At 37.8% G+C, this 25,437-nt stretch carries 26 protein-coding genes, 1 other RNA gene and 1 pseudogene; 14 read left to right on the top strand and 14 right to left on the bottom strand.

Annotation, left to right across the window (positions count from 1 at the left end):
• Positions 1–115, bottom strand: a 115-nt coding sequence (locus AC1DVK_RS23440; protein ID WP_477627501.1) for a DUF3900 domain-containing protein, incomplete at its 3' end; no start/stop codon positions are given.
• 330 nt (positions 116–445) lie between these two features.
• Here AC1DVK_RS23440 and AC1DVK_RS23435 point away from each other — a divergent pair.
• The gene (locus tag AC1DVK_RS23435; protein ID WP_477627499.1) at positions 446–1,744 is read left to right on the top strand and encodes a protoglobin domain-containing protein; all 1,299 of its coding nucleotides are present in this window, start codon (positions 446–448) and stop codon (positions 1,742–1,744) included.
• Positions 1,745–2,059: 315 nt separating this feature from the next.
• On the opposite strand, the gene tatA is transcribed toward AC1DVK_RS23435, so the two are convergent.
• Positions 2,060–2,266, bottom strand: coding sequence for a twin-arginine translocase TatA/TatE family subunit (gene tatA, locus AC1DVK_RS23430; RefSeq protein WP_089362160.1), 207 nt, complete (start codon positions 2,264–2,266; stop codon positions 2,060–2,062).
• A 336-nt stretch (positions 2,267–2,602) separates the two neighbouring features.
• Here tatA and ssrS point away from each other — a divergent pair.
• From ssrS to AC1DVK_RS23415, 3 genes are all read left to right on the top strand, one after another.
• Positions 2,603–2,791: non-coding RNA, 6S RNA (gene ssrS, locus AC1DVK_RS23425), on the top strand.
• A gap of 313 nt (positions 2,792–3,104) precedes the next feature.
• Entirely contained in the window at positions 3,105–4,472 is a 1,368-nt protein-coding gene (locus AC1DVK_RS23420; RefSeq protein ID WP_477627498.1) for an MFS transporter, read from the top strand.
• Between the two features lie 359 nt (positions 4,473–4,831).
• Positions 4,832–4,963, top strand: a complete 132-nt coding sequence (locus AC1DVK_RS23415; RefSeq protein ID WP_477627497.1) for a hypothetical protein — start codon at positions 4,832–4,834, stop codon at positions 4,961–4,963.
• 359 nt (positions 4,964–5,322) lie between these two features.
• Here the strand turns inward: AC1DVK_RS23415 and AC1DVK_RS23410 are convergent, their stop codons facing one another.
• Entirely contained in the window at positions 5,323–5,649 is a 327-nt protein-coding gene (locus AC1DVK_RS23410; protein ID WP_477627496.1) for a YnfA family protein, read from the bottom strand.
• Positions 5,650–5,945: 296 nt separating this feature from the next.
• Between AC1DVK_RS23410 and AC1DVK_RS23405 the strand changes: the two genes are divergently transcribed.
• Positions 5,946–6,899 (top strand): DMT family transporter, encoded by a 954-nt coding sequence (locus AC1DVK_RS23405; RefSeq protein WP_477627495.1) that lies wholly within the window; start codon positions 5,946–5,948, stop codon positions 6,897–6,899.
• 256 nt (positions 6,900–7,155) lie between these two features.
• Here AC1DVK_RS23405 and AC1DVK_RS23400 read toward each other — a convergent pair whose 3' ends face one another.
• A complete protein-coding gene (locus AC1DVK_RS23400) occupies positions 7,156–8,241 on the bottom strand; it encodes an MBL fold metallo-hydrolase (protein ID WP_477627494.1) in 1,086 nt (361 codons plus the stop codon).
• Positions 8,242–8,547: 306 nt separating this feature from the next.
• Between AC1DVK_RS23400 and AC1DVK_RS23395 the strand changes: the two genes are divergently transcribed.
• On the top strand, positions 8,548–9,294 hold the full coding sequence (locus AC1DVK_RS23395; RefSeq protein WP_286140789.1) for a type II toxin-antitoxin system SpoIISA family toxin: 747 nt from the start codon (positions 8,548–8,550) through the stop codon (positions 9,292–9,294).
• Positions 9,291–9,467: a hypothetical protein gene (locus AC1DVK_RS23390; RefSeq protein ID WP_155727305.1), complete on the top strand. Its 177-nt coding sequence runs from the start codon at positions 9,291–9,293 to the stop codon at positions 9,465–9,467. The genes AC1DVK_RS23395 and AC1DVK_RS23390 overlap by 4 nt, the downstream gene beginning before the upstream one ends.
• A 271-nt stretch (positions 9,468–9,738) precedes the next feature.
• Here AC1DVK_RS23390 and AC1DVK_RS23385 read toward each other — a convergent pair whose 3' ends face one another.
• A complete protein-coding gene (locus tag AC1DVK_RS23385) occupies positions 9,739–10,713 on the bottom strand; it encodes a sensor domain-containing diguanylate cyclase (protein WP_477627493.1) in 975 nt (324 codons plus the stop codon).
• 634 nt (positions 10,714–11,347) lie between these two features.
• Here AC1DVK_RS23385 and AC1DVK_RS23380 point away from each other — a divergent pair.
• Positions 11,348–13,918, top strand: a complete 2,571-nt coding sequence (locus AC1DVK_RS23380) for a DEAD/DEAH box helicase (protein ID WP_477627492.1) — start codon at positions 11,348–11,350, stop codon at positions 13,916–13,918.
• 84 nt (positions 13,919–14,002) lie between these two features.
• On the opposite strand, the gene AC1DVK_RS23375 is transcribed toward AC1DVK_RS23380, so the two are convergent.
• Complete coding sequence (locus tag AC1DVK_RS23375; protein ID WP_477627500.1) at positions 14,003–14,209, bottom strand: YqaE/Pmp3 family membrane protein; 207 nt, start codon at positions 14,207–14,209, stop codon at positions 14,003–14,005.
• A gap of 331 nt (positions 14,210–14,540) precedes the next feature.
• Between AC1DVK_RS23375 and AC1DVK_RS23370 the strand changes: the two are divergent.
• A pseudogene (locus AC1DVK_RS23370) lies at positions 14,541–15,212 on the top strand (hypothetical protein).
• Positions 15,213–15,335: 123 nt separating this feature from the next.
• On the opposite strand, the gene AC1DVK_RS23365 reads toward AC1DVK_RS23370, so the two are convergent.
• On the bottom strand, positions 15,336–15,647 hold the full coding sequence (locus AC1DVK_RS23365; protein ID WP_089362168.1) for a hypothetical protein: 312 nt from the start codon (positions 15,645–15,647) through the stop codon (positions 15,336–15,338).
• 210 nt (positions 15,648–15,857) lie between these two features.
• Entirely contained in the window at positions 15,858–16,190 is a 333-nt protein-coding gene (locus AC1DVK_RS23360) for a four-helix bundle copper-binding protein (RefSeq protein WP_477627491.1), read from the bottom strand.
• A 172-nt stretch (positions 16,191–16,362) separates the two neighbouring features.
• On the opposite strand from AC1DVK_RS23360, the gene AC1DVK_RS23355 reads away from it, so the two are divergent.
• From AC1DVK_RS23355 to AC1DVK_RS23345, 3 genes are all read left to right on the top strand, one after another.
• A complete protein-coding gene (locus tag AC1DVK_RS23355) occupies positions 16,363–16,734 on the top strand; it encodes a DUF948 domain-containing protein (protein WP_061463149.1) in 372 nt (123 codons plus the stop codon).
• A gap of 97 nt (positions 16,735–16,831) precedes the next feature.
• Positions 16,832–17,197, top strand: coding sequence for a DUF948 domain-containing protein (locus tag AC1DVK_RS23350; protein WP_061463150.1), 366 nt, complete (start codon positions 16,832–16,834; stop codon positions 17,195–17,197).
• Between the two features lie 36 nt (positions 17,198–17,233).
• Positions 17,234–17,446: a hypothetical protein gene (locus tag AC1DVK_RS23345; protein WP_477627490.1), complete on the top strand. Its 213-nt coding sequence runs from the start codon at positions 17,234–17,236 to the stop codon at positions 17,444–17,446.
• A gap of 186 nt (positions 17,447–17,632) precedes the next feature.
• On the opposite strand, the gene AC1DVK_RS23340 is transcribed toward AC1DVK_RS23345, so the two are convergent.
• Both AC1DVK_RS23340 and AC1DVK_RS23335 read right to left on the bottom strand, forming a co-directional pair.
• Entirely contained in the window at positions 17,633–17,824 is a 192-nt protein-coding gene (locus AC1DVK_RS23340; protein ID WP_061463151.1) for a DUF3934 family protein, read from the bottom strand.
• Positions 17,825–18,083: 259 nt separating this feature from the next.
• Entirely contained in the window at positions 18,084–19,415 is a 1,332-nt protein-coding gene (locus AC1DVK_RS23335) for an oligosaccharide flippase family protein (RefSeq protein ID WP_477627489.1), read from the bottom strand.
• A 404-nt stretch (positions 19,416–19,819) separates the two neighbouring features.
• Between AC1DVK_RS23335 and AC1DVK_RS23330 the strand changes: the two genes are divergently transcribed.
• Positions 19,820–20,086 (top strand): hypothetical protein, encoded by a 267-nt coding sequence (locus tag AC1DVK_RS23330; protein WP_089362172.1) that lies wholly within the window; start codon positions 19,820–19,822, stop codon positions 20,084–20,086.
• Between the two features lie 254 nt (positions 20,087–20,340).
• Here the strand turns inward: AC1DVK_RS23330 and AC1DVK_RS23325 are convergent, their stop codons facing one another.
• The 4 genes from AC1DVK_RS23325 to AC1DVK_RS23310 all read right to left on the bottom strand — a co-directional run bounded on the left by AC1DVK_RS23325 (position 20,341) and on the right by AC1DVK_RS23310 (position 24,463).
• Positions 20,341–21,777 carry an amino acid permease gene (locus tag AC1DVK_RS23325; RefSeq protein WP_477627488.1) on the bottom strand — a complete coding sequence of 479 codons (1,437 nt, stop codon included), beginning with the start codon at positions 21,775–21,777 and terminating at the stop codon, positions 20,341–20,343.
• 376 nt (positions 21,778–22,153) lie between these two features.
• Positions 22,154–23,107 (bottom strand): arginase, encoded by a 954-nt coding sequence (gene rocF / locus AC1DVK_RS23320; protein ID WP_089362174.1) that lies wholly within the window; start codon positions 23,105–23,107, stop codon positions 22,154–22,156.
• Positions 23,108–23,944: 837 nt separating this feature from the next.
• Positions 23,945–24,172 carry a hypothetical protein gene (locus AC1DVK_RS23315; protein ID WP_477627487.1) on the bottom strand — a complete coding sequence of 76 codons (228 nt, stop codon included), beginning with the start codon at positions 24,170–24,172 and terminating at the stop codon, positions 23,945–23,947.
• A 57-nt stretch (positions 24,173–24,229) separates the two neighbouring features.
• The gene (locus AC1DVK_RS23310) at positions 24,230–24,463 is read right to left on the bottom strand and encodes a hypothetical protein (RefSeq protein ID WP_477627486.1); all 234 of its coding nucleotides are present in this window, start codon (positions 24,461–24,463) and stop codon (positions 24,230–24,232) included.
• A 245-nt stretch (positions 24,464–24,708) separates the two neighbouring features.
• Here AC1DVK_RS23310 and AC1DVK_RS23305 point away from each other — a divergent pair.
• A partial coding sequence (locus AC1DVK_RS23305; RefSeq protein WP_477627485.1) for a hypothetical protein occupies positions 24,709–25,437 on the top strand: 729 nt, incomplete at its 3' end.

Genomic DNA, 25,437 nt, shown 5'->3' with positions numbered 1-25,437 from the left:
CTTCGTATTCTTCAGTATCAAGGGTTTGAAAATGTTTAAAACGTTTATCAGCCTGATCGCCTTTTCCTTCGACTTGGATTAAATAAAAAGACAGATAGGTAATCGTAAAATCCATGAATGTCACCTTCTTCAATTATTAAGCATAATTCCCGTACTTTTTTAAGACTTAATAAGTATAGAGATGTACAGTGATTCCGTCAAACTATTGGCGTGAATAAAAGAATAATTTTGGTACATTATTTCAAAATCATACTTAAAGAAAAATAGGGATAATGTTAAAATTCCACAAGACGAAAATAAAGGATTACAGGAAATACTCCATGAACGGTTAATCTAATAGATAAAATGAACTGCAAAATAAAAATATATTTTAAAGTAGATTAATTTAACAGCCTTAATGTCGAAATAGTATATATGGGTAGATAAATTGGAGGGCAATTCAATCATGAAAAGTATATGGAGAAACAGACAAAAGATAGATGCCATAGACTATATGCAATTTAAGGAACAAGTCGGTATAAATGTCACTGAATTTCCGAGCGTATTGGCTCAAGTGGATATGATTCATTTGACGATCGGGGATTTATGTATTATTCGGTCTTTACAAGATGAAGTAAAAGAACAATTGAGCCAAATTATAGAAAATTTTTATAAAAATCTAAAAAATGAATCCTCTTTAATGAAAATCATTTCGGACAATAGTTCTGTTGATAGGTTGAAAAAGACGCTTCATCGTCATATGTTCGAAATGTTCAGTGGTACAATTGATGATGCGTATATCAAACAGCGTTATGTCATCGCACAAGTACATGTGCGAATAGGACTGCAGCCAAAATGGTATATGAGTGCTTTTCAAGATTTACTGCAATCATTAATCATTCATGTAATTTCCAATATAAAGAATACTGAGCAATATCAGAATAACATTCTGGCTATCACCAAAGTTTTCAATTTAGAGCAGCAAATCGTTTTAGAGGCATATGAGCTTGAAAATGAAAAGATGCGTATAAAAAACCATGAAGAAAAAGAAAAGATTAAACTGCAGGTGAATCATAATGCAGAAGAATTGGCAGCAATCAGTCAAGAGACAAGTTCAGCGACTCAATTAATGGCAAATAAGGTAGCCGAAATTCATGATTTCACTCAAAAGGGTTCGGACATTGCGATAGAGACAGAGGGAAAATCAAATGAAGGCGTTGAACTGTTACAAGGATTAGAGAAAAGATTGGTAAAAACACAAGAGCAAATGACGCTCATCTCAAAAGATATGGAACACCTATCCAATACATCAAAGGAAATCAGACGAATTGTCACGATAATCACTTCAATTGCAGAACAAACGAATTTGTTGGCATTAAATGCAGCGATTGAAGCGGCAAGAGCGGGTGAAAATGGTAGAGGATTTGCGGTTGTAGCCTGTGAGGTAAGGAAGCTTTCGGAAAATACCAAAGAATCAATTTCGGAAGTAGTGAAACTCGTTAGTGGCATTGCTCATTTTACTAATGTTATGAATACATCTATTTCAATGGTTAGCGGTGAGATTACTAAAGGCACGGAACAAGGTAAAGAAACGAGCATATTTTTTACCGATATCGCAAAGGCCATGCTTTCAGTAAAAGAGCAGAATATTAAAATCACCAAGGAAATGACTGAACTGAATGTTATATTCGCGGAAATTAATGAAGCGTTCAATCAAGTGGCCGTTTCCTCGGATCAATTGACTCAATTAACGATGAACTTGTAGAAGTTCATAAGGTTTGTTAGAAGGAACATCTTAAAGTGGCTTATGTGATAGTATTTTATATTTTAATAAACAACTCGATAGAAAATTTTGATAAAAAAACCTCAAAGCAATTATGGAATAAGGATTATCATTTCATTATTTAATCGGGTGCTTAATTAATCTCTTGAAATAATATAGGTTTAATGTTATATTAATAAAGCGATGAGCTAATTTGTGTAAGCCGAAGAACAAGCTTTTAGCTAAACGTCGGGATGTGGCCTGACGGTTCTACGCCTCAAACGCATCAAAGACGCCTGCTGCGTGCAGGCGTCTTTTTCATTTTAGCGATTCTTTTTTTGCTGCTTGAACGTCATCCTTGAATTCCTCTTGAATTTCTTCTGTTATTCCCTTTGTTGCATCCTTGAACTCCCTAAGCGAGGTGCCAACTGCCCGTCCGATTTGCGGAAGCTTATTCGGTCCAAAAACAATTAAAGCTAAAATAAGGATTAAAATTAAACCAGGAAAACCAATGTTTGAAAGCATTACTAGTCACTCCAATCAAATCTGATAGTTAATATTATAGACTCCTGACAAGTATTTGCAAATGTTATCTACTATTAATTGTAATGCTCAACATCATAAATTAGACTTCTGTTAGACAAGCATTTTAAATTTATTTTGTCCTATTTTATCTTGCACATCTAAAAATCTTTCCTGCCTATCTTAGCCAATGCAATATATAAAATTAATATGTGAAGAGTGTCGCTTTTGGTTTTTTCCGTATAGGGCTGTTGCTTATTTCGCTCGTATTACATGAAAAATTTTATTGCTTGGAATGATTAAACTTGCAAGATTGAAGGTATTTAGGTATTATAACTATACAAGCTGCGTTGTTCGTAATGATAATTAAGTTTTAACCTTTAAGCTGTAATAGGGAGTTTTACATCGAAACAGGAATGTTATGCCTCGTCAACTGACTTGGACAACAGGATTGTTTCTGCAAACACCCACTTTGAGGAGTGGTGGTTTAAAACTTTCTTACTTGAATACGGCAATGGCGGCTTATATTTTTAGAATTAGAAACCAGTTCCGATTTGGGGCTGGTTTTTTGTTGTTTTTACTAATGTTCAGAGTGTTGGAGATAGATGCACTTATGGGTATTGTCAGAAAAATTAAAATGTAAGGATCCAGATTTATGAATAATATGTGAAAGTTTTTATTGAAATATCTGATAATTAGCCATTATAATAATAATAATAATAATTAGATAACTCGGTTCACTATTTATATAAAAGATGGTGAGTCGATATTTTTTAAGAATTACGTAAGCGCTACCATTTGGATGGAGTTATTGCAGTCACCTTAGGGAGGAGAAAATTTTATGGCTAGTATTAACACAACCGAGGTAATTAGCAACAGTAAATTTAACCGCTTTCATTTTGGGTTGCTGGCATGGTGTTTTATAATAATCCTTTTTGATGGCTATGACCTTGTCGTTTACGGAACGGTCGTCCCGGTATTGACGGAGGAGTGGAACCTAACTTCCGTGGAAGCGGGGGCTATGGGCAGCTATGGTCTATTTGGAATGATGTTCGGGGCGATCTTCTTTGGAACATTGGCAGATAGGATTGGCAGAAAAAATGTAATAGCGATTTCGCTGATTTTATTTAGTTTATTTACACTTTTATGTGGATTTGCGAACACACCTACCATGTTTTCGACTTTCCGATTTTTGGCGGGATTAGGGCTTGGGGGCATCATGCCGAATGTCATTGCCTTATTGACGGATTATGCACCGAAAACGATGCGGAGCATGGTCGTTTCGGTCGTTTTGTGCGGATATTCATTCGGAGGAATGCTTGCCCCGATACTGGGTATCTGGCTTATGCCGATCCTAGGTTGGGAGTCAATATTCTGGTTTGCGGGAATACCACTGTTATTTTTACCCTTCATGATGAAGCGTTTACCAGAGGCCTCTACGCATCTGATCAGAGTTGACAGAAAAGAAGAATTGATCAGGATATTATCCAAGGTAAGTCCTGAGAGCAATTTCGACATCAGGGACGAAATTGCAGAAGTGAAAAAAACTGATACGAATATGCCGATTGTTGGATTGTTTAAGGGGGCCCGTACTCTAAGCACCATGATGTTCTGGATCGCCTTTTTCATGTGTCTATTGATGGTATATGGATTGAATACATGGCTTCCCAAGCTAATGATCGAGGCAGGGTATGCGCTGAATTCAAGTTTAGGTTTCTTGATCGTTCTGCAGGGGGGAGCTATCATTGGCACGCTTATCATCGCTAAACTTTGTGATCGTTATGGATCCAAGAAAATGCTTGTGCCGATGTATGCGCTTGGGGCAGTCAGTTTGACGCTATTGGGAATGGGCGGAAGTTCCTTCATGATTTACACCTTGGTAGCGATTGCAGGTGCCTGTACCATTGGTGCCCAAAACCTTGTACAAGCCTATGTTTCACAATACTACCCACCAAATATTAGATCGACTGCATTAGGTGTGGCATCTGGAATCGGAAGGATCGGCGGTATGCTTGGACCTATACTCGGCGGATTTTTATTGTCCATCTCGCTGCCCATCCAATTGAATTTCATTGCCTTTGCCATTCCAGGTCTGATTGCAGCGGTTGCTTTATCATTCGTTCCAGTGAAAATGGCATATTACAAAAATGATCATTCGGAACCAAATGAAGAAATAGTGGTAGAATCCGATAAAATGAATGTCTTGTAAAAGTTAAATGCATGGAGACCCTCGCCGTCCATTTCATGTTCATTCGTTTTTGAGAGCTTCTGTTGGAGGAGTCATGATTCCGGTATTTATACATTTTAGTAACGATTTTGGTGGAATTGTTCGCCCTGACCTTAGAGGGATAAGATCGAAAGGATAAAGTTTCTTAAATGTTCATAATTTCGCAATGCAATTCACTCCATTATATAAAGAATAAATGTTAGAATGATTGTACGGATAATTAATTCCTCCTTGAAGTGGAGCGAACTAGAAATTAATCTCATCTTTTGAGAGGAGTCATTACTTTGAAATTTTTAAAGCACATAATTTTTTGGTTATGCATTATAGGTACATTATTCTCTATGATATATTTCTTCATAGCGGAAATTCCGTTATATATTAAATTATTAGGCGCAGCGATCATCCTTTATCTTGGTTATGATCTAATAACCGAATCTAAGAAAAGAAAGCGTAAGGAAGCCTTGGATGCTTAATATTATAATCGTAAACGCCCTCTTATCAAAAGAGGGCGTTTTTTTTGCAGGTTTCGGCAGTGTTGGGGGATAGCATCATTTCAGCAGTGGGAATTTGGTTCATAACGATAATTTCAGCAATATGACTGTAAGCAGGCAGGAAAAGAAACTGTTCTAACGTACCCCAATCGAAAGCAGCTAATAAGCTTGCTTTAAGGCATGAGATGAATTCTACAAATAGGCGATCTATTGCCTATAGGGTTGGGTGGGGAATTATTGAAGGGGAAAGGCTGGTAAAGATACTTGGATATTAGTAAAACGGCCAAACACCTATTGAAGGCTTTAGTGAGGAATTAAAGGGTTAAGGTCCTTTCATTTTTTTACTGTCTAGGTCCCCATATAATGACTGAAACCCCGACTAAACAGATTGCAGCTCCAATCCAATCATATAGATCAGGAGTTTTCTTATCGATGCCCCATCCCCATAAAACCGATAAAACAATGAAAACCCCGCCATATGCAGCATATACCCGTCCAAAGGTAGGGAACGTTTGAAAAGTTGCAATGATACCGTATAATACCAGCCCAAACCCTCCGGCTAACCCTAGATAAATGGATTTACCCTCTCTTAACCAAAGCCAAATTAGGTAGCCACCACCAATTTCGGCTAGGCCTGCCATAAGGAATACTATTATAGTAACTAACATTTATGTATACCTCTCTTTCTCGTTGAATTTTATCATACTTAGCAATGTTCTAAAGTGTAGACTTTTGAAGAAAAAGTGAATATGGACCGAAAGTTACATGGATCATCACCGTTAAAGCATGAAAATGATCCTTCTTTAATAAGATATTGTTATGCATGATTGATCTATGAAGAATTGTAGCTTTCAATAGAATTTAAGCCATCATCATCTTTTAACTCTAACTTGGATTGCAAGTCAGATACAAAGGGTACTATACCTAAAAGGAAATATAGTAATCTAGTTGAGGAGTTGCATCCATGAAATCCCGAACATTTGTATGCATGTTAGCCCTATTTCATTCATGTATTGTCGGCCTATCTTTCTTATTCACGAAAATGGCGATTGCAGAATCGAATCCGCTTGATACTTTGGCGTTCCGATTCACGGTTTCTTTCGTGATCATTTTATTCCTTGTCGCCTTTAAAGTCATTAAGGTGAACTATTCCTGGGAGTCAGCTAAAAATCTGGTTCCACTATCCTTGCTATTCCCCACTCTTTTCTTTACCTTTCAAACTTTCGGACTTAAGTATTCGCAATCCACTGATGCTGGAATTCTGTCTGCCGTCACCCCAATTCTAACATTAATGATAGCTGGATATTTCCTTAAGGAGAAAACATCTTTATATCAAAAACTTTCGATTGTCTTGTCGGTAGGTGGGGTCATTTTTATTTTGGTGATGAAAGGGAGCACGATCAATTTTTCCGACATGCTTGGGATGGTGTTGATTCTGCTCTCCTGTATGGCTACTGCATGTTATACAACGATGACCCGTTCGCTTGCCAAGGACTATACACCAGGTGAAATGTCCTTTTTCATGATGGGAACAGGCTTTGTCATTTTTAACGTTGCCGCGCTCGTTACCCATTTAAAACAAGCAACAATGCCGGAATTCTTTACACCATGGTCAAGCATGGAATTCATCAGTTCCATTTTGTATTTGGGAATATTGGCTTCATTGGTCACCTCGTTATTATCCAATACGATTTTATCAAAAATCAAAGCATCTCAAATGAGTGTATTTGCAAATCTTTCCACGGTTGTCACGATTGCAGCGGGAGCTCTCATTCTTGATGAAAATATTACAATCTACGATATTATGGGGTCAGTACTAATCATTTTAGGTGTAATAGGGACGAATTATTTTGAAGGGGAGAAAGAGCATACGATAAAAGTGAATCTTGAATATAAAGAGGAACAAAGTGTGAAATGAATGAAAATGGTCCATCCTAATAGGAATGGACCATGCAGACTGTAGGCAAACTTGAACTGCCCCGTAATGTTAACCAAACTAACATTTACGGGGTGTTTTTTTATGGCTTGTACAATTCAGCTTTGTTACAAAACTTAGATAGAAATCATACCTGAAGAGTTGTAGGTATTGCTTTGAGTCAGTTGGTTCGGGAACATCATTTGATAAAAGATACTTTTTCCGAACCCCTTTTTTCTACAAACTGAATGGTCCATTTTCATTTCCACCATATTGTTTGCGGGAAATTTGCTGAACCGATCAATACTTGCTCGCCCAGTTGAGGTGTGCAGACTTGGACGGCAAGATCATTGGCAGCTTTTGTTACCCGTTCTATCGGATCTGTCCAATCATGAAAAGACAATGTGAACCCAGCCCAATGAATGGGAATCATCAGTTTTCCTTGTACATCGATGTGTGCTTGAACAGTTTCCTCAGGCATCATATGGATGGTTGACCAGCGCTCATCATATTGGCCGCATTCCATTAAGGTTAAATCAAAAGGACCGTATTTTTCGCCGATATCTTTAAAATGGCTACCATATCCACTATCACCGCTGAAAAATACCTTTTCACGTTTTCCATTAATTACCCAAGAACACCACAACGTCGTATTGCCATCGGTTAAACTCCTTCCAGAAAAATGCCTTGCAGGTGTACAAACAAATTTCAAATCCTTGAATGAAACTTCATCCCACCAATTATGTTCCTGGATCAGTTCTTGTTTAACGCCCCATCTTTCAAGGTGTCCACCGACACCCAGTGGAACAATGAACTGACCGACCTTATCTTTTATTTTCTTTATTGAGAAATAATCCAGATGATCGTAATGGTCATGTGAGAGCAGGACGGCATCGATAGGAGGCAGTGAATCCAAATCAACAGGCAATTCCCCGCTAAACCGCTTGTTCCCAAACCAAGGAAACGGAGTGGGTGCTTTGCCAAACATCGGATCCACCAAAATAGTTTTCCCGTCTATCTCCAACATGAATGCAGAATGACCAAACCAGGTGACTTTATTGGAATCCACAGATACAGGTTCTTTTGTTCCAATTCCGATAGGATGGTCTGGTCTTCTTTTTGGATTGCCTTTTATGTAATCCCGTAAAATGGAACCGGTATGTTTAAGACTCATCGATTGACTAGCAGGAATCTGATTGTGGAATTTCCCATTGGCAAAATTCTCTTTAGTAGTGAAACTTTGCACTTTTTCTTTGTTTGCCCGCCTCCCCAGCGGAGGATAGAGGTTAAGGACAAGTAACACTAATATAATAGAAGAAATGATGAACTTTATAATTTTCAGCATGAATTATGTTCCTCCCATATTAATCAGACCTTTCGTAAACTTATCATATCACAGAATTTGTATGGTTATTTACTGCGATATCCCACAAGAGATTTACCCTCCTGATAATAGGTGTTGCTGGTTGGTGAAATCGATGATTCATATAGTGGATTATCCCTTTGGGAGGAGTGTTTTGAAAAACTCATGACCAGTGTTTAAGTTTCACCCGCCCCAGGCAGGGAAAAGGGGTATATATAATGAATAATATAGAGAGCGGATATGTGATATAACAGCCGTATGAATGGTAGGGGGATAAAACGATTGTTAATGTTTTTCAGAGTCTTTGTATGGGTAGTATTTATTGCTTTATTAGCATATGTCATTCTTTCTTGGAAATATAAAGATAGGGTAAGTAAGAGGATTGAAGCAATTCGAAAAACCTGGTATGTCATTTTTATATTAGGAGCATTGATTTATTGGAATTTCTATCCGATGAGTATATTTAACGAATGGAAAAACTTCTTGATTATGGCTATTGTATTTATCCTGATAGATATGTTTGTGTTCTTGAGCATGTATATATCCAAAATTGGCGATAATGAACTGTCCTATGCAACAAAAGCCGTTGCGGAAAGTGATAAACTTTTAACGGATAATAGGGAAAAGGTCAAGAATATGTTTCATCTCCTCAAAAAAGAAGGGATTCCTGAGTATTATCAAACGAATAAGGAATACTTGGCTTATTTGAGCATTCTCCTTCAAGCTTATGCCGCAAAAGAAGGGATGAACGTGAAAATCCTTCCTTTCAAAACGGAACAGGACAAGCAATTGGTGATAAATGGGCATCCGAACTTGAATGGCAGTACCATTCGTGCTACATTGGAAAGAGAAGATACGTATTATAATGATGAAGAAAAAATGGCTCTGCAGCCAGTAAGTATATTGATGGAATCCTATATCCTTGACGTTAAATCAGAAAGCTTCGTTTCAGAAGTCGATTGTTTATTAATAGCATTATTAATCATGATGTTCGATATGGTCATAAAACAAAACCCGGGTGGTGAAGATAAATGAGCATTTATGATAAAGCCGGCAGTGAAGTGTCAGTTGCCGTAATCAAACCACAGGTGAAAATACCCGACGTAGGTTTGAGTCCCCATACCAAAAAGGTGATGAAACAAAACGAACGCATTATCCTGAAACAAAAAGAAAAAGCTGCACGCTTCAGCCGGTTAAAAAGTGTTTAATAAGAATCAAGGCAGAGGTTTTCCTTTGCCTTATGATATTTAATGGAAAGCCCGCATATACTATTCAAAATAAAGGAATAGGAAGGGTCTTTCAGGATATGAACAAAAAACCCGAGAGAGTTAACATCCCGGCCCCCTCGGCTTCACCATCCGAGAAACGGATACATAAGGAAAATGCTGATCTGCTCAAGCTGTTGCAAAGGCTTAAAGCTAAACGTTGGATTTTTTTAAGGTAAAGGTCAAAGCCAGTCTCTACGGAGAACTGGTTTTTTTATTTTTCAGGAAAATCACAGCGGTGAAAGTATTGAATATTCTTTCGACCTAACTCTTTAGCAGTATACATCGTACGATCAGCTTTTTTCAAAAGTGACTCCATTTCCGTACCATTATGCGGATAAAAGCTTATCCCTATGCTAACTGATACAAAATAATCATTTCCTTTAATGGGAATGGGCATTGTGGATAATTGGTTCAATATTAATTCTGCATTTTGCTGTGTGCTTTTCATTAAATCCTCACAATCCGATGGATGTAATAATACAATGAATTCATCTCCACCTATACGTGCCACATGACTCCCGTGGGGGACGGTTTGCAAAAGACATTCAGCCGCTTTTTTTATAACGTCGTCTCCAGCATCATGACCGAAGGAATCATTGAAAAATTTAAAATGATCAAGATCGATGTAAAGAATGGCCATTTCATCGTTTGTTTTATCGTCATGAAAATCAAAATAATTATAAATGAAGTGCCTATTATAAAGACCTGACAAAGGATCTCTGATTATCCCATCTTCAAGAATGATGGTTTGACTAATCAAAGCTGCCAAAGATTTGATGAGTATCCTATCATACTCCTTAAAATCATAAGGTTTAATGTCGAATGCACATAATGTACCAATGATTTCACCCTCATTTATAAGGGGCGTTCCCATAAAACACCCATTCTCGATAAACTTCGTTACGGGGTGGCCACTAGTCAAATCATGTTTCTTTAAATTCGGGATAACGAGTGGTTCCAAGCCATTCTCAACAACTAATTTGCAATAAGCCATATTATAAGGAAGGATGTCACCTTCACAAATTAACTTAGCATTTCTATTGAAGGATTTGATCATAAAACTCTGTGTGGGATTCAATACCGAAAGAAAGAATGTATTGACATCAATGGTTTGGGCTAATAGTGCTAATACTTCTTTAGCCATTGAGTCAAAATTTTTATAATAATTGATATCTTGCTGAATCATTTTCAGGCTCCTCTTTTATCTTTAGTCTTTTTAGGTTTCCGGATGTTATTTCTCATATTGAACTAGAAAGACACAAAAGCGGAATCTGAATACCGTGACAGTTACCAGGATTTCCACTAAACTCAATTAAGGGGTTGGATTCGTTTTATTGATGGATAATGTAATCGGTAAGCTGACCGTTTAATGGGCTGTTTCTATTTTTCTTAATTCAGTATGATTGTCAGTCAGTTAAAAATTGACCCTTATTTTATTTTCGGCTTTTTTAATATCATTAAATTTCTTTTGCCTGATTTCCAAATGGCTAATCGGCTATTCGTTTCAATATGCCGGTATGGGCATCACTTAATAACCGATATTTCCCTTTAAGTCAATAATCAGTCTATCTAACCTGTATTATACTGTACGTGAAATGGCAAGAGTACCGTTTCAGGTACAAAATTAGTATCAATTTTTCATATTCACCTTGGCTCGTATGAGGTTAAAGCAGCTTGGCATTTCTGTTCCTTGTCATGATTAAAGAACTACATGAATTACCTAGATAAAACGAATGTATCTGGCTCATTTAAAAAAATGTTTTGGAGAGGATAAAAGGTAAGAATAAAGTACATACAGGATAATTCAAAAGGGGATCATTATGGGAAAATTAGAAAGTATATATCCTATTGCTATAGACAATACAAAGGAAAAAATAATCCAGGATATGGATTACTTTTTAGAGAATCAAGAGACGATGCCTTCGTTTGCAACATATATATCAGACAGGGTTTCTTTTATTGAGCAAATTTGGATCAATGTTTGGTTAAATAAAGCATCAAACGATGTACCCAGGAAGGAAAAAAAGGTGTTTCTAAGCGAAAGGGGATTTGTAACAGAAGGTTCAGATCATAAGCTGATAAATAGCATGTTCCGGAACGAATTAAAGAAGTATCGTCCTTTTGATGCCTTATCGTGGATAAAAAAATCCTTTGCAGAAAATCCAGATGATTGGGAGAAGAGATATAAAAATGCAAGGGATAACTTCACTAAGCGACAAGAAGAACAGCGGCTGGCTAAGCAACGATGGAAAATACGCGTTAGACTTCAAGAAGAGGCCAATACTTTTTTTGAAAAAAGCTCACTGCTTATATATTTACATGTCAGAAATTATATTGCTGGAAATTTGGCAGCGGATCTTAATAATAAGCCTAAATTTCAATATGTCGATCCATACTTGCTTGAAGAACGATTGGTTGAAGAGGGGGGATTTCAAGCAGCTGAATACCTTATGGTCTCTGATTTTTTTGAAGAGCTGACAGGTGATATTCACTCGTTACTCGATTGGGGAAGGAACCATTTTGAGTATGAAAATTACTTCTACCGGTATGAAAGGCTAGTTTCGGATTTTATTCTGAAATTAGCCCCAGAAAAGTACTTGAACCAATTACCTGTTGCACTGCATCATGATTTTTTGGAGTCATATGGGGAAAGGCTGACGGTTGAAGACCTTCAAGGTATATTAAGGGATGAATTGGCTGATTTGTCTCAGGCCTGTTTTGATGAACTTCAGGAAGAATACCTTTCTGATTTACTGAGCCTTGAAGGAATTCCTTTTAATGAAACATTGCACGAACAAATATTTGAAAAGGACGAGGCGAACAGAGAAAGAAGAAAAGCTGAAGTATTGGCAGAGCAGGCAAAGAAGCTGGCTGAAGAGCAAAGGATGATTGATGACATTATCGGAAAGGCCTATACTCCATCATTAGGAAAAAAAGTTAGGTATGTTTTGCATATCGGAGAGACCAATACCGGGAAGACACATAAGGCCCTACAAAAAATGAAAGAAGCGGAAAGCGGTTTGTATCTGGCACCCCTTAGACTACTAGCCCTCGAAGTGTTTGATAAATTAAATGCGGATGGTGTTCCTTGTTCATTAAAAACCGGTGAAGAAGAAAAGGCAGTTGCGGGTGCTAATCATGTTTCCAGCACAGTTGAAATGTTTCATGAAAAAGACTACCATGAAGTGATCGTTATAGATGAAGCCCAAATGATTGCCGATAAAGATCGAGGCTTTTCGTGGTTTAGGGCAATCACACAAGCAAATGCGAAAGAAGTACACATTATCGGAAGCAAGAATATCAAAATGATGCTTTTGAACCTACTGAATGAAGCAGATTTAGAACTCCACGAATACAGACGTGAAATACCGCTGGAGGTAGAACAAAAGGAATTTGGATTGAAGTATACCAAAAAAGGGGATGCGCTCATTTGTTTTTCAAGAAGGCACGTACTGGAAACCGCATCCCGTCTAAAAGAGAGTGGACATAATGTCAGCATGATATACGGCAGTATGCCTCCTGAAAACAGAAAACGGCAAATAGAGTTATTCAATCGCGGTGAAACATCAGTGGTTGTAGCCACAGATGCGATAGGAATGGGATTGAACTTGCCAATCCGACGCATCGTCTTTCTTGAAAATGAAAAATTCGACGGGACTCGAAGAAGAAGATTGACTTCTCAAGAAATCAAACAAATCGCAGGTCGAGCAGGGAGAAAAGGGATTTACGATACTGGCAAGGTGGCATTTACAGCAGAGATTAAAATCATGAATAAGTTGCTGGAACAAGTAGATGAGCCAGTTCAGACCTTCACTATTGCCCCAACCTCGGCTGTGTTTGAACGTTTTCAAAAGTATTACAGGAATCTAGGAACATTTTTCGAAATGTGGGAGAGGTTCGAGCCTCCTAAAGGCACGAAAAAGGCATCACTATCGGAAGAAAGGGAGCTTTACGAGCTTATACGGGATACTGAAATCGAAGCGCGTTTTTCCTTAATGGATTTATATGGATTCTTGCATATCCCTTTTTCAGCGAAAGAACCAAGTCTGATCAAGCAGTGGCTGGAAACGGTCGAAGCGATTGCCGAGAGCAGTGAACTTCCTGAACCGATCATCAAGACTAAAAATCTGGAGGAATTGGAGCTTTCTTATAAAGCGATAGGCCTTCATCTATTATTTTTATATCGGATGGGCAAGAGGACTGAAACTGTTTACTGGGAGCGTATCCGTGAAGAAATCAGTGAGGGCGTTCATGATCAGTTAAAAGACGAAATGTTGAATTATCAAAAAAAATGCAAGCGCTGTGGAAAAAAGTTGCCGGATGACTCCCGTTTTCATATATGTGATGCTTGTTACCACAGAGGGTATAGGAAGTCACACAGATTCAACTAAACTGAAATTTTTCCAATATTGAGCAACCCGAATAAAGAACACCTTTGGTGTAGGTATTCGGGTTGTAGTCTGTTGAATATATACTCATTCATTCCGTTTCGCTTTAGCAATAAGTGATGCTTGCTGCTTCATACGTTTATCAGCTTTTTTATCATGCACCACTAAGATGGCATGAATTAAACCAGGTACGTAAAAAATTAGTGTGAGGATTAAATTAAACAAAGCCTGAATGGGTTTACCCGCTAATAATACGGCTAAGGGGGGGAAAAGAATCGCGATTAAATATAGAATAATAAACACTCTCCAAAATTATGATTTTCATCTGAATTTTACGACTTGACAATCTACAAGTAATACTAGCATTACTTGTAGTGTAAAGCTACCGTTCCATCTTCCTGATGATACCCCTTGCTATTACCTTGATAAATATATGCCCGGGTGTCCGCTTCATACCCAACCGACATTCTGTCTTTAAAGATATATTTTTTGAGGGATTCTTTATCTTGGATTAAGCATGAGGTGGCTGGCTTAGGAAAAGGAAAATATCGTTTTTGCAGGTAGTGGGCAAAGTACGTTTTTTTGTATTAGAATAGTCAGAAAACTGACTGAAAGCGGGAAATTCATGAGAAAAAAGATAGGCTGTTTGCATGCACACTATACAAATATTGAATATATAGAAAAAGCCTTCTCGTAATTTGATATTGAATGGCTTCATTTTGTAGATCCAGGCTTGATGCATAGGGTGGCATCGGATGTAAAGTTTAAGTATTCGGATGCTCAAAAAATGGTTAAAGAACAAGTCGAATGGATTGCCGAATGTAAAGTGGATGCCATCCTGATAACCTGTACGAATTACATCGCCTTTTTAAACGAAGAACAACTCTCCTTACCCATGCCTATCATTAAAATCGATGAACCATATTTTGAACAAATTTGCCAATTGCGGCAACCGCAAGTCATATTATTCACGAACCCTGCTACTGTCGAAGGAACTGTCAAACGTTTAAATGCACATGCTGAAAAATATGAGGGTGTGGATTTTGAAGTAATCATCATCGACAATACGTTTGCATTCATTATGCAGGGATTGGGTGAAAAATATAACCAGGAAATCGTTAAGTTCCTGCACCACTTTAATAGTGGGAAAAGACCTCTGTCGGTGGCACAATTATCAATGGTTGAAGCAGCTCAACGTTATGAGTTTCAGACAGGAAACAAAGTTTTAAATCCATTGCATGCATTAGTTGATTCCATGATCGTTCAACTAGAACTAAGTTCATTGAGTGGTCTTTGAATCAAATGATTTCTGCTGCCGCATGAACGGAACGTTTTTTAATTTCAAAAAAATGTATTTGTATATAGAAGAAAATAAAAAAATCCCTAATCTGGTTAAATCCCAGTGCAGGGATTTTTTTTATTATTCCTTTGTGCGGATTTGTTCACGGATGTTTTCAAGTTCTTCAAGGGATAGAGCTGTCAGGGAATTTTTTATTTCTTCTTCGACCCGTTTTCGATCAAGCTCCCTATATGCGCTCCACCAATCCCGCAGCCCTTCGGTGTTTTCGAGAAGATACTCTATATCAATTTCTTCTTGCTCATCATCTGATAAATATCGCATGACTGCACCTAATAATCGATTGAGTTTGGCTAATTCACTTTCCTTATCAGGTGAAGCGGGGGTATCTTTCACTTCTAAATCAGCTTTAGCCGGAACATTCCGAGGTGTCATAATATCCTCCTGTTTTTAATACTAGTGTGCCTAAAAATGGCGGTTTTCAATATATGTCTTTGGTATTTTTATAAATTTCATCTTTAGAAAATTTCAACATATACCTCGCTAGAATATATAAATTATATCATCATCCTTAAACAGATTTAACAAAGTAATGGGTAGGTAAGGGGGAAGTAAAATAAAAGAAATAGCTTAGTGCTATTCCTTTCATAAAGCAGCTAATTTTATACATTCTTCTGCGCATCTAAAGCATGCCTCAGCACATTTTTGACAATGTTCATGATCGTGATTTTTACATTCGTTCCCGCAGTTTTCACAGATCTTGGCACAAACTTCAGCCAACTCTGAAATAAATGGTGTACCTCTTCCTATCGCCTGTTCTAAATAAGAGCAAAAATCCGCACATTCCCGATCCAAGCGAATGCACTCCACCATCATGTTTACTTGATCTTCTTTTAAGCATGCGTCGTAACAATGATTACACGCGGTCATACAATCATTTAAAGTTTGGATAACAGCTGAATAATTCTCATGTGACATGAACAAATCTCCTCCTAAATATGGTCTATCCCTTACTATTATCCTTTATACTATCCTTTAAACTTCTTTTAGGTTAAGGTGAATGGCTCTATAAAACTGACCGGACACGTGAAAGGCTTTAGGGAATTAATGGAAGTAGCAGTGCATAAATTTAAATGAAAGGAGTGGATATATGAAAATGTTTATTAAATTAAGTGTGGCCAGTGTCTCCGGAGCCGTCGTGTATTTGATATATAATGTCAACCAGACGCTGCGTAAAGGAATGGGAACGCTCGAAGAAACAAACAAGACACTGGAAGAGGTAAGAAATGCGGTACATGGATTGACGCAAGAGTCCAAACAATTGATCCACTCTGCCAATCAAATTACAGCGGATGTAAAAGGGAAGATGGAAAATGTCGATCCATTGCTAGAATCAGCTCAAGATGTTGGGGAAATGATTCATAATGTAACCAATTCCATGAAAGAAGCCAGTTTGGAAGGCCGCCCTAAGGATTTATCCACTCGGACTGAAGCTGAGGGGGTTCAAATAATAATCAAATAGTATCATCATTTATCACTAAAAAAACAGGCACCCCGGGATTCACTAACCTATTTAAAGTAATCGTTTCTACTATTTAATATAGAGGGGGAGCTTTATCTTGATAATTCAATATAGTGTGGCTGCGATCGCTTTAGCCTTCATTTGGTTGGTCGTATTTTTAATTAGTACTCTTCAAAAGGGAATGGTCACGATAGGAGAAGCCAATCAAACATTGGTTGAGGTGAGAAATGCCATCCACGATTTGTCCGGCGAATCGAAACAACTATTGCAAACTGCAAATGAAATCACCGACGATGTAAAAACTAAAATAAAAACGGTTGAACCATTATTGGATTCTGCTCAAGATGTTGGTGAAGCGATACATTCAGTTACAGACTCTGTTAAAAAAGCCACTAACGGATTTCGGACAGAGTTTTCCCAGAAAAAAATCAATGCTATCAAACCCAAAAGCCAATTTAGATAATAAGATCATAATAAAAGGCTCTTTTCGTAAAGATTGTTGTTTTTAAAACGAAACTATTTAAGGTTGATTGGAGCGGAAGTGCTAGACTCCTGCGGGAGCAGCGGGACAGGTGAGACCCCACAGGCGTTTACGCCGAGGAGGCTCACCGCCCGCTCCAAGGAAAGCGAGCATCTGGAGGGGAAATCAACCACAGCTCACTACCTGGTTAATAGCAACAAAGTATGTGAAAACAGCCTAATGAAAAGATGAAAGACACTGCCGGGTAAGGAAGTGTCTTTTTTGAGGGTATGTATAATTATAGCCGTAATCATAGGATTAATCTGGATACCGCCGTTATTATCTATTAGACCCATTTCTCTCATACAGATCTCTTTACACCCTGTATGAGAATATGGAATAAACCTGAATTTTTTTGTATGGATTTAAAACAAGCTATTATTTTTCGGTCTTGTCACCTGTAGACTGGCCGGAAGATTTTGATTCATTGGAATGTTTGACGCCTTTACTTACATATGGTTTTGCGCTTTTTTTCTTGTTGGCACCAGTTTTCCAACGATTCCAGCCCTTCTTGCCCGTACCTGTTCCCGTACCTTTACCCGTACCACTCTTAGCCTTAGCTTTACTCATGAAATCACTCCATTACTATTGTATGGTTATATTAAACCATTTTACTTGATTATTACCCAAGTATGTTGAAATATACAGTAACCACGGTGATATGTACAGGGAAAGGCTCAATATTTTTATCAGAATCTTTATAAACCAATAAAAGCAAGGATTTTTGCTGGACGGCACTTACTTATTCTTACCTATTATTCCAATTATTTGCTGTGTTTCCTCAAAAATAAACTTAGTGGAGCAGCAGAATGGATGGACCTGATTTTAGTCATTTTATCGATATGGACCTGGATTTCATCAAAAAGATACTTATTCCAATTTTTTTGCAAATGGTCAAGTAGTGCATGAAAGTTAATAATACAGCGCCCGTATTCATTCCTAAAATGATGCCTCCCATATTAAGTGAAGCTTGGGACCCTAGGATATACATCATTAAAAATGCAACGATATGGGACCAGACTGTATGGATGAAAGCATCTTTCACTAAGCCCAGGCCGATGAGATAGGCTTGCATTGGAATGACAAAAAAATGAAAAAGGAAATAGGGACATAATAATTTTAAATAGTATGAGGCAGATGTTGAGGAAAAAAAGAGAGAGGTCAAGGGTTCCGCAAAGAAATAAATGAAGAACACAGCTGGAACCCCATACAATACAGTAAAAGACATCGATTTTTGCAATAAAACCCTCAATTTTTCCTTATCCTGTTTCTTGTGCGCATTCGAAACATTCGGTATGAGCATGATCATTAAGGAATGTGCGATAAAGGCTGGAAAGAAGCCGATGGTCATCGCTACTCCAGTGAGCATCCCAAAATGCTCTGTAGCCACAACCGCACCGAATCCTGCTGAGAGAAGGGCAGTATGGATCAAAAAAGGTTGCATGGCATTTGTTATGGCATGAAAGATCCTTAATCCCATAGTGGGCAGCGAAACCGCCAATAACTTTTGTCGTGCATGTTTACCGGTTGTTCGCGAGTTTGTACCGCGTTTCATGATTCGCATTTGAAGGATCAAAAGGTTTATTAAGTATAGAAAAACGAGGAACTCACTGCCAATCAATACAAAAAAGGCCATCAACAATGATTTTTCTTGGTTAAAATGAAATAAGTTAAAGATGAGGAAAAGCAAACCAAATTGAATGATATCCTTCAAAAAGTTGGAAAAGGCAATCTTCCCCATTTGCTGGACACCCATGAAATACCCTCTTGCAATCGACGAGAATGCAACTATTGGGATTAAAGTGATGAGCAGCCATTTAATATAAGGATGATATCTGTCCATTATGGATGAGAATGAAAGTATGAAAGGCAKGACTACGCACATGACCAACACGATGACTGCAGCCATTTTAAGAGCATGGATGACTAGATTATAATGCAATGTCTGTTTATTTTCAGCAACGAATTTTGAAATGGAAATATGTAATTCAAGGCTGGCAATCACATATATCAAAAAGAAAATTGGCAATATGGACATATAAAGCCCCATGCCCTCTTCCTGTAATTCCCTGGCTAGGATCATGTTTACTAAAAATTCAATACATTCACCAAAAAACGCTGCGACAATCAAAATGAGCGTTCCCTTATAAAAAGACTTCATGTTGGACCACTCCTAACAAGGTGTTTGTATAAAGATATGAGACATGCTTTGGAATATTCATACGGAGCTCCACAAAATGGTGATACATAATGCGGCTATGGCTATGGGGAATACTGATTAATCTGTTGGAAGATAAAAAATTAAATCAGGTAAGGATGGGAAAGTGGAAGAAATCGATTGGTTACATGTAATTTAGAAATTTTCACCCAAGCCTTCTGCATCAAAAGGGTTCATTCAAGTAATGGGTTTGCATTTATTTCATTCTTCTGATCAGGGGTTTTTGGTTTGCCAGGTTCCCTTTGGCAAAAATATCGGATGAATTATGAAACAATAGTCGGAGCCTTGATTTTCACTTTGTAATTCATGCTTTATTTTGCTATCCTTTAGCAGAGGGGATGATCAATATGAAATTCACATCTATTAGTCAATTAAATATAGATGAATTGTGCATTGCGTTTGAAAGTTTGCTTACGAAACATGACATTACATTTAAATATGTAGATATGAGGGAAGATAACGGAATCTTATCGTTTATTTTTTGTAATGACCCGGATAAGGCTAGGTCGGTCGAATTGGAAAGTGAACGCTTCATTGGATTAGATACTGATTACATAGCCAAGGAAATTTTAGTGCCAATCTTGCCTAGATTAAAAGAATATGCACAAAAATAAAATCATCGATTAAGATGATTTTTTTTGTGATACTTGTTAAATGTCATGAGATTTACTTTACCTATATTTCTATAGCTTAAATAGAGCTTAATTATCCAGGAGGCAAACTGAAATGTAACTTCCAATTAATTGTGGTTAAGTATAAAAAATACCCTGGGTATGAAACCTCCAGGGTATTTTTTCTTTATACTGATTTTATCGGAATCAAGATCGCTTTCATCGCTATACTCTTTTCCACAGCCATCCGGATAAGATTAAATGACCATCTTTTTACCGGCATTTAATTGAACTTCCTGCTTAGGAGTTTCTGCTTTCTTGATTTGCTTTACCTTAAAGTGATAAACCGCATAACAACCAATGAAGAATGTTCCCCCGCAATAAAGGGCCATTCGCTGCTCAGGAACAAACGCTAGACTGATCATGACTATGCAGTTTGCTATCAAGGCAAGAATGGGGATGACTGGGTATAGCGGTACTTTGAATTTCAGATTTTCTACCTTTCCGCCTTGGCGGGTATATGATCTTCTAAAAGCAAGAAGACAAGCCGCGATTGCAATCCAGCCAATTTGCGCTCCTAATCCTGCAAGGGAGAGAAGAAAGACAAACACTGTTTTGGCGGCTACTACACTTGAAAGTAAAGACAAACCAGCTATTGCAAGGGTAATAAGCAAGGCATTAAGCGGAATTCCTCGCTTATTTACCATACCGAGCTTCGGACTTGCCATGCCTTCCTTAGAAAGCGAGTAAAGCATACGTGTTGCCGCGTAAAGGCCGGAGTTTGCAACGGACAAAAGCGCTATTAGAATGATGAAGTTCATGATGTCAGCCGCATAAGGAACTCCGATACTATCCAATACAACAACGAATGGACTTTCAACGATTCCTGCCTGTTCCCTTGGAATCAGCGCTGAAAGAACAGAGACAGAAAGAACGAAGAAGAAAAGGGTACGCCAAACTGTTTGTTTGATCGATTTAGGTATGACCTTTTCTGGATTTTCACTTTCTCCCGCGGCAATTCCGATTAGCTCTGTGCCCTGGAAGGAAAAGTTCACTGTAATCATTGTGATAAGCAGGGCCGATATCCCATTGGGGAAGAGGCCTTCACTGAAAAAGTTGGAGAGAAATGGTGCTTCTTGTCCACCTTTCATATCAATGATGCCAAACATAGCAGCACCGCCAACTATGATGAACAAAATGATGGCCAATACTTTTATGCTGGAAAAAACAAATTCCGATTCTCCAAATGCCTTTGCTGATAAGGCGTTTAGTAAAAATATGAGAAAAGCAAAGATTGCACACCACATCCAAACGGGTGATTCGGGAAACCATCTTTGCATAAGCTGTCCTGCTGCCAAAAACTCTAAAGCAACTGTAACGGCCCAACCTAACCAGTAGAGCCATCCGATGGCAAACCCGGTTCCAGGACCGATGAACTTAGTCGCATATGTCTGAAACGAACCGGAAACAGGCATGGCAACCGATAGTTCGCCTAGACAAAGCATGGTTAAATACATGATGAAGCCGCCGACTATGTAAGAGAGGATAGCACCGAAGGCTCCTGCTTCATGTATGGTATAGCCTGAACCAATGAAAAAGCCCGTACCAATACATCCCCCTATTGAAATCATAAATAAATGTCTAGCTTTCATGCTCCGTTTTAATTCATTTGGTTGATTATCTGCTGTTTTCATTGAAAGACTCCTTTACCTGATGGGTGCAAACGGTTTCATTTATGTTGGGACGTTATTAGGAATTTGTGTTCAATCACAAGTCTAAAAGCTTCGATTTTGAATCTTAGGAGATGTCGAATTCCCTCGAAAAAGAGATTACTTCTGCATTTAAGAAAGATGTGACAATGAACATAGGCATCTATGCAGAATAAATTTCGATAGCGCCGCTTAATAAAGAAAAGGAAGCCAAGCGTCAGGAAACCAGGGTGTGAATTGAACATGTCGATCATCCGCAAATGGGGAGAGAAGCACCCTGATGTGATATTTCCAATGAAGCATCCATTAGTGAACTCTCTCTCTATTTCTATCAATAACTGTCATCTCAATAGAGTTCGACTTATTTTACATCTACCAGTAAACCTGAAGTGATAAGGTGGTCTTCCGCTCCATATAGCAGTTTTTCTCCAAGTAATGAGCCCATTAATGCTACAGCAACTTCAGCCGTTTTATTATGCTCGTCCAATATTGGATTTATCTCTACAAACTCTGCAGATGTAATGATATTAGCTTCAGCTAGCATTTCCATGGCAAGATGGCTCTCACGGTAACTAATGCCTCCCATTACAGGCGTTCCGACCCCTGGTGCATCATCTGGATCAAGACCATCAAGGTCAAGGGATAAATGTACAAGATCCGTACGTTCTTTCAGATAGGCAATCGATTCTTCCATCACTTTTGTCATACCCATTCTATCAATCTCATGCATAGTATAGACTTTAATACCTTTTTCCCTGATTAGTTCTTTCTCACCTTGATCTAAAGAACGGGCACCAATAATGACAATATTCTCTGGTTTGACTTTTGGGGAATAGCCGCCAATGTTAGTCAGTGCAGGGTGGCCAAGGCCTAAACTTACTGCAAGGGACATACCATGGATATTTCCTGATGGGGAAGTTTCGGCTGTGTTTAAATCGCCATGCGCATCATACCAAATTACCCCTAAATTTTCAGAATGCTTCGCTAAACCGGATAATGTGCCGATTGCTATACTGTGATCTCCCCCCAATACTAAAGGAAACCTATTTGATTGGATGACTTCATCCACTTTTTGACTTAATTTTTCATTACCTTCTGCAACATCTTGTAGATTCTTTAAATTTGTGTCGCTATCACTTTGTGCTCTTTCTTTTATCTCTACTATAATATCACCTTCATCACGGACAGTATAGCCAATGTTTTCAAGTCTTTCACTCAATCCTGCATATCTAATGGCACTAGGTCCCATATCCACTCCTCTTCTAGTTTGACCAAGATCCATTGGAACACCAATTATTGAAATTTCTTTCTTCATGTATAATTCTCCTCCTTCGTTTTTTCTTCCCTAGTATAAGGGTAAAAGGCTAGATGACTCAACTCGACATTTTTTTGAATATTTATACGATTAAGAAAAGGGTGAAATCTCTGGGTTAAAACTCCTATTTTTGAGTTTTGAAGTGTATAAAATCATTACCGTGTAGGGTATGTGAATTAATTTAAAAAAGTGGGTTGAATGCCTGTAAAATCTACACTCTTTTGATATTTCCGATGAGAGGGGGAGCTCGCCCGATCAAAATTTCCCGTTAAGGACTCTGCTGAAAATATTGAATATTTTTATTAGGTAAATTATTCAGGAAATGGAGCAGCCGCATATACAAATCATGGAAGGGCTTTTCGTTTTCATATTGAATAGGATTGTTTCTGACCAAAAACCAAGAGCTGTTTGCCAAACTGAGGTTAACTGTGAGAAACGAAATATAATAATCTATAGTCCATCATGTCGGCATAATCTATGTATCTTGGATTATTCATCCTCAGTATGTTTTTTGTACTAGTTGCAAATATCATGAAAAAACGACGAGCGGAAAAATCAAAGATATTTCCGACCAAAAGAATAGGAAAGTTTGTTGGAGAAGTGGGAACTGCAGCCCCGAATTCATATTGGATCATAAGGGTTTGCTGCCGGAAAACAAAATAGGTAAAGTAGCGGCAGGCTTTGATTGCTGCTCATATCGCTTTGTTAAAACATATGAGTGCCTTTAAAATGATTGACTCCATTCCTCCTCTTCCAGAGGAACACCATTGCTAATGCTATATTCTACAATCATATTTCCATGTTTAATCCATGCATCTTTTTTTAGTGCAGTGATAATTACAGTAAAGCGGTCTTCATCTGCATACTGTTTCTTACGTGAAAGGGTGATCCGAATGGTTGGGACAACGTCATAATCTTTATAGCTTGCTGGTTCGGATCAATCTTCAATTCATTCCCGAACCCCTCATCAAAGACCAAGACTAATTGATTCGAATCGCCTATTCCTTGTTGAATCTCTTCCCAATCATCACTTTCTGCAATATCTCCCATATCCTTGGATATCAAAATGTCCCCCAGTTCATTTTCAATATAAGGCCTTATCTCTTTTTCAGCATCATCTTGCTATTTTTCAGATAAGAAGGTATCTTCCATTTCCCCTGTTGCATCATTAAAGTAAACTAAAAATTTAGTACCATATTTTTTATGTTTCACTTTAGTTGCATATTCAAAATAGTTGCAATTACCCATATTCTTATAGAGGACAACATATATTTCCGTTTTATCTTCAAAGTTTTTCACTAAATACCGTTCAGCTTGAATTCTAACCTTTTTTTCTTCTTCAGGATCAGCTTTCATACTCTTTGTGAATGAAAACACAAGTATTACGACACCGCAATATTGAGTAAGAAAATAGTTAATAAAGTCAGTGAAATCTTTCTTGTTTTGCTCAAGGAACACACTCCCGTTATCTCTGCTTATATTCAATTGAATTTAAGGAGTGCCTCTTTTTTAGCTGTGAAATCTATATTATTTGCGATTCACATATCGGGATACTTTGTTACAATATTTATATAGATAGTACCCTAAAGGGAGAGATTTATTTGGAAACCTTTCAAAGAGAAATGAATCATAATCGAGATGAATTCAGAAAGATGAGGTGGAAACAGCATCGTTCACAAGTTACAGGGTTATTCGATGCCGTTTTTTCGAAAAAAGAGATTGTTGATAAAATGGCTATCGTTGGTGCAGGGAATTGCGATGATTTGGATATCGATTATCTAGCAGCTAAATGCAATTCCATATATTTATTCGATATTGATATGGAAAGTATGGAAAAGGGTATAGAGAATTTGCCTGAACATACTCGAAAAAAAATTCAGCTTGTTGAAATCGATGTTACAGGCCTCGATAAAATGGATTTTGATCACCACCTATCTTCCATGCTGGATCGTGGTGAAAAGGCAGAGGAAATTATTCAGTATGTAAAGGATGCCGAGAATCGGTTAGGTCAGCTTTCTGAAAGTATTTTTGCCAATCATTATAATGGTTTTGACGTTATAGCAACTTCCGCCATTTATACTCAACTTTTTTATAATTGGGCCAAGGAACTGCTTTCTGATTACTCAAACCAATATCAAAATAAAGACGCAGAAGAGATAAAGAATGGACTTTTAGATCTAAGGGATGAGATAGTACGAAAAAAAATTCAGCTTGTTGAAATCGATGTTACAGGCCTCGATAAAATGGATTTTGATCACCACCTATCTTCCATGCTGGATCGTGGTGAAAAGGCAGAGGAAATTATTCAGTATGTAAAGGATGCCGAGAAT

This window comes from Peribacillus sp. P4_B1, assembly GCF_056402395.1.
Note: the sequence above shows the minus strand (reverse complement) of the source record. Positions and strands in the feature narration are given on the sequence as shown.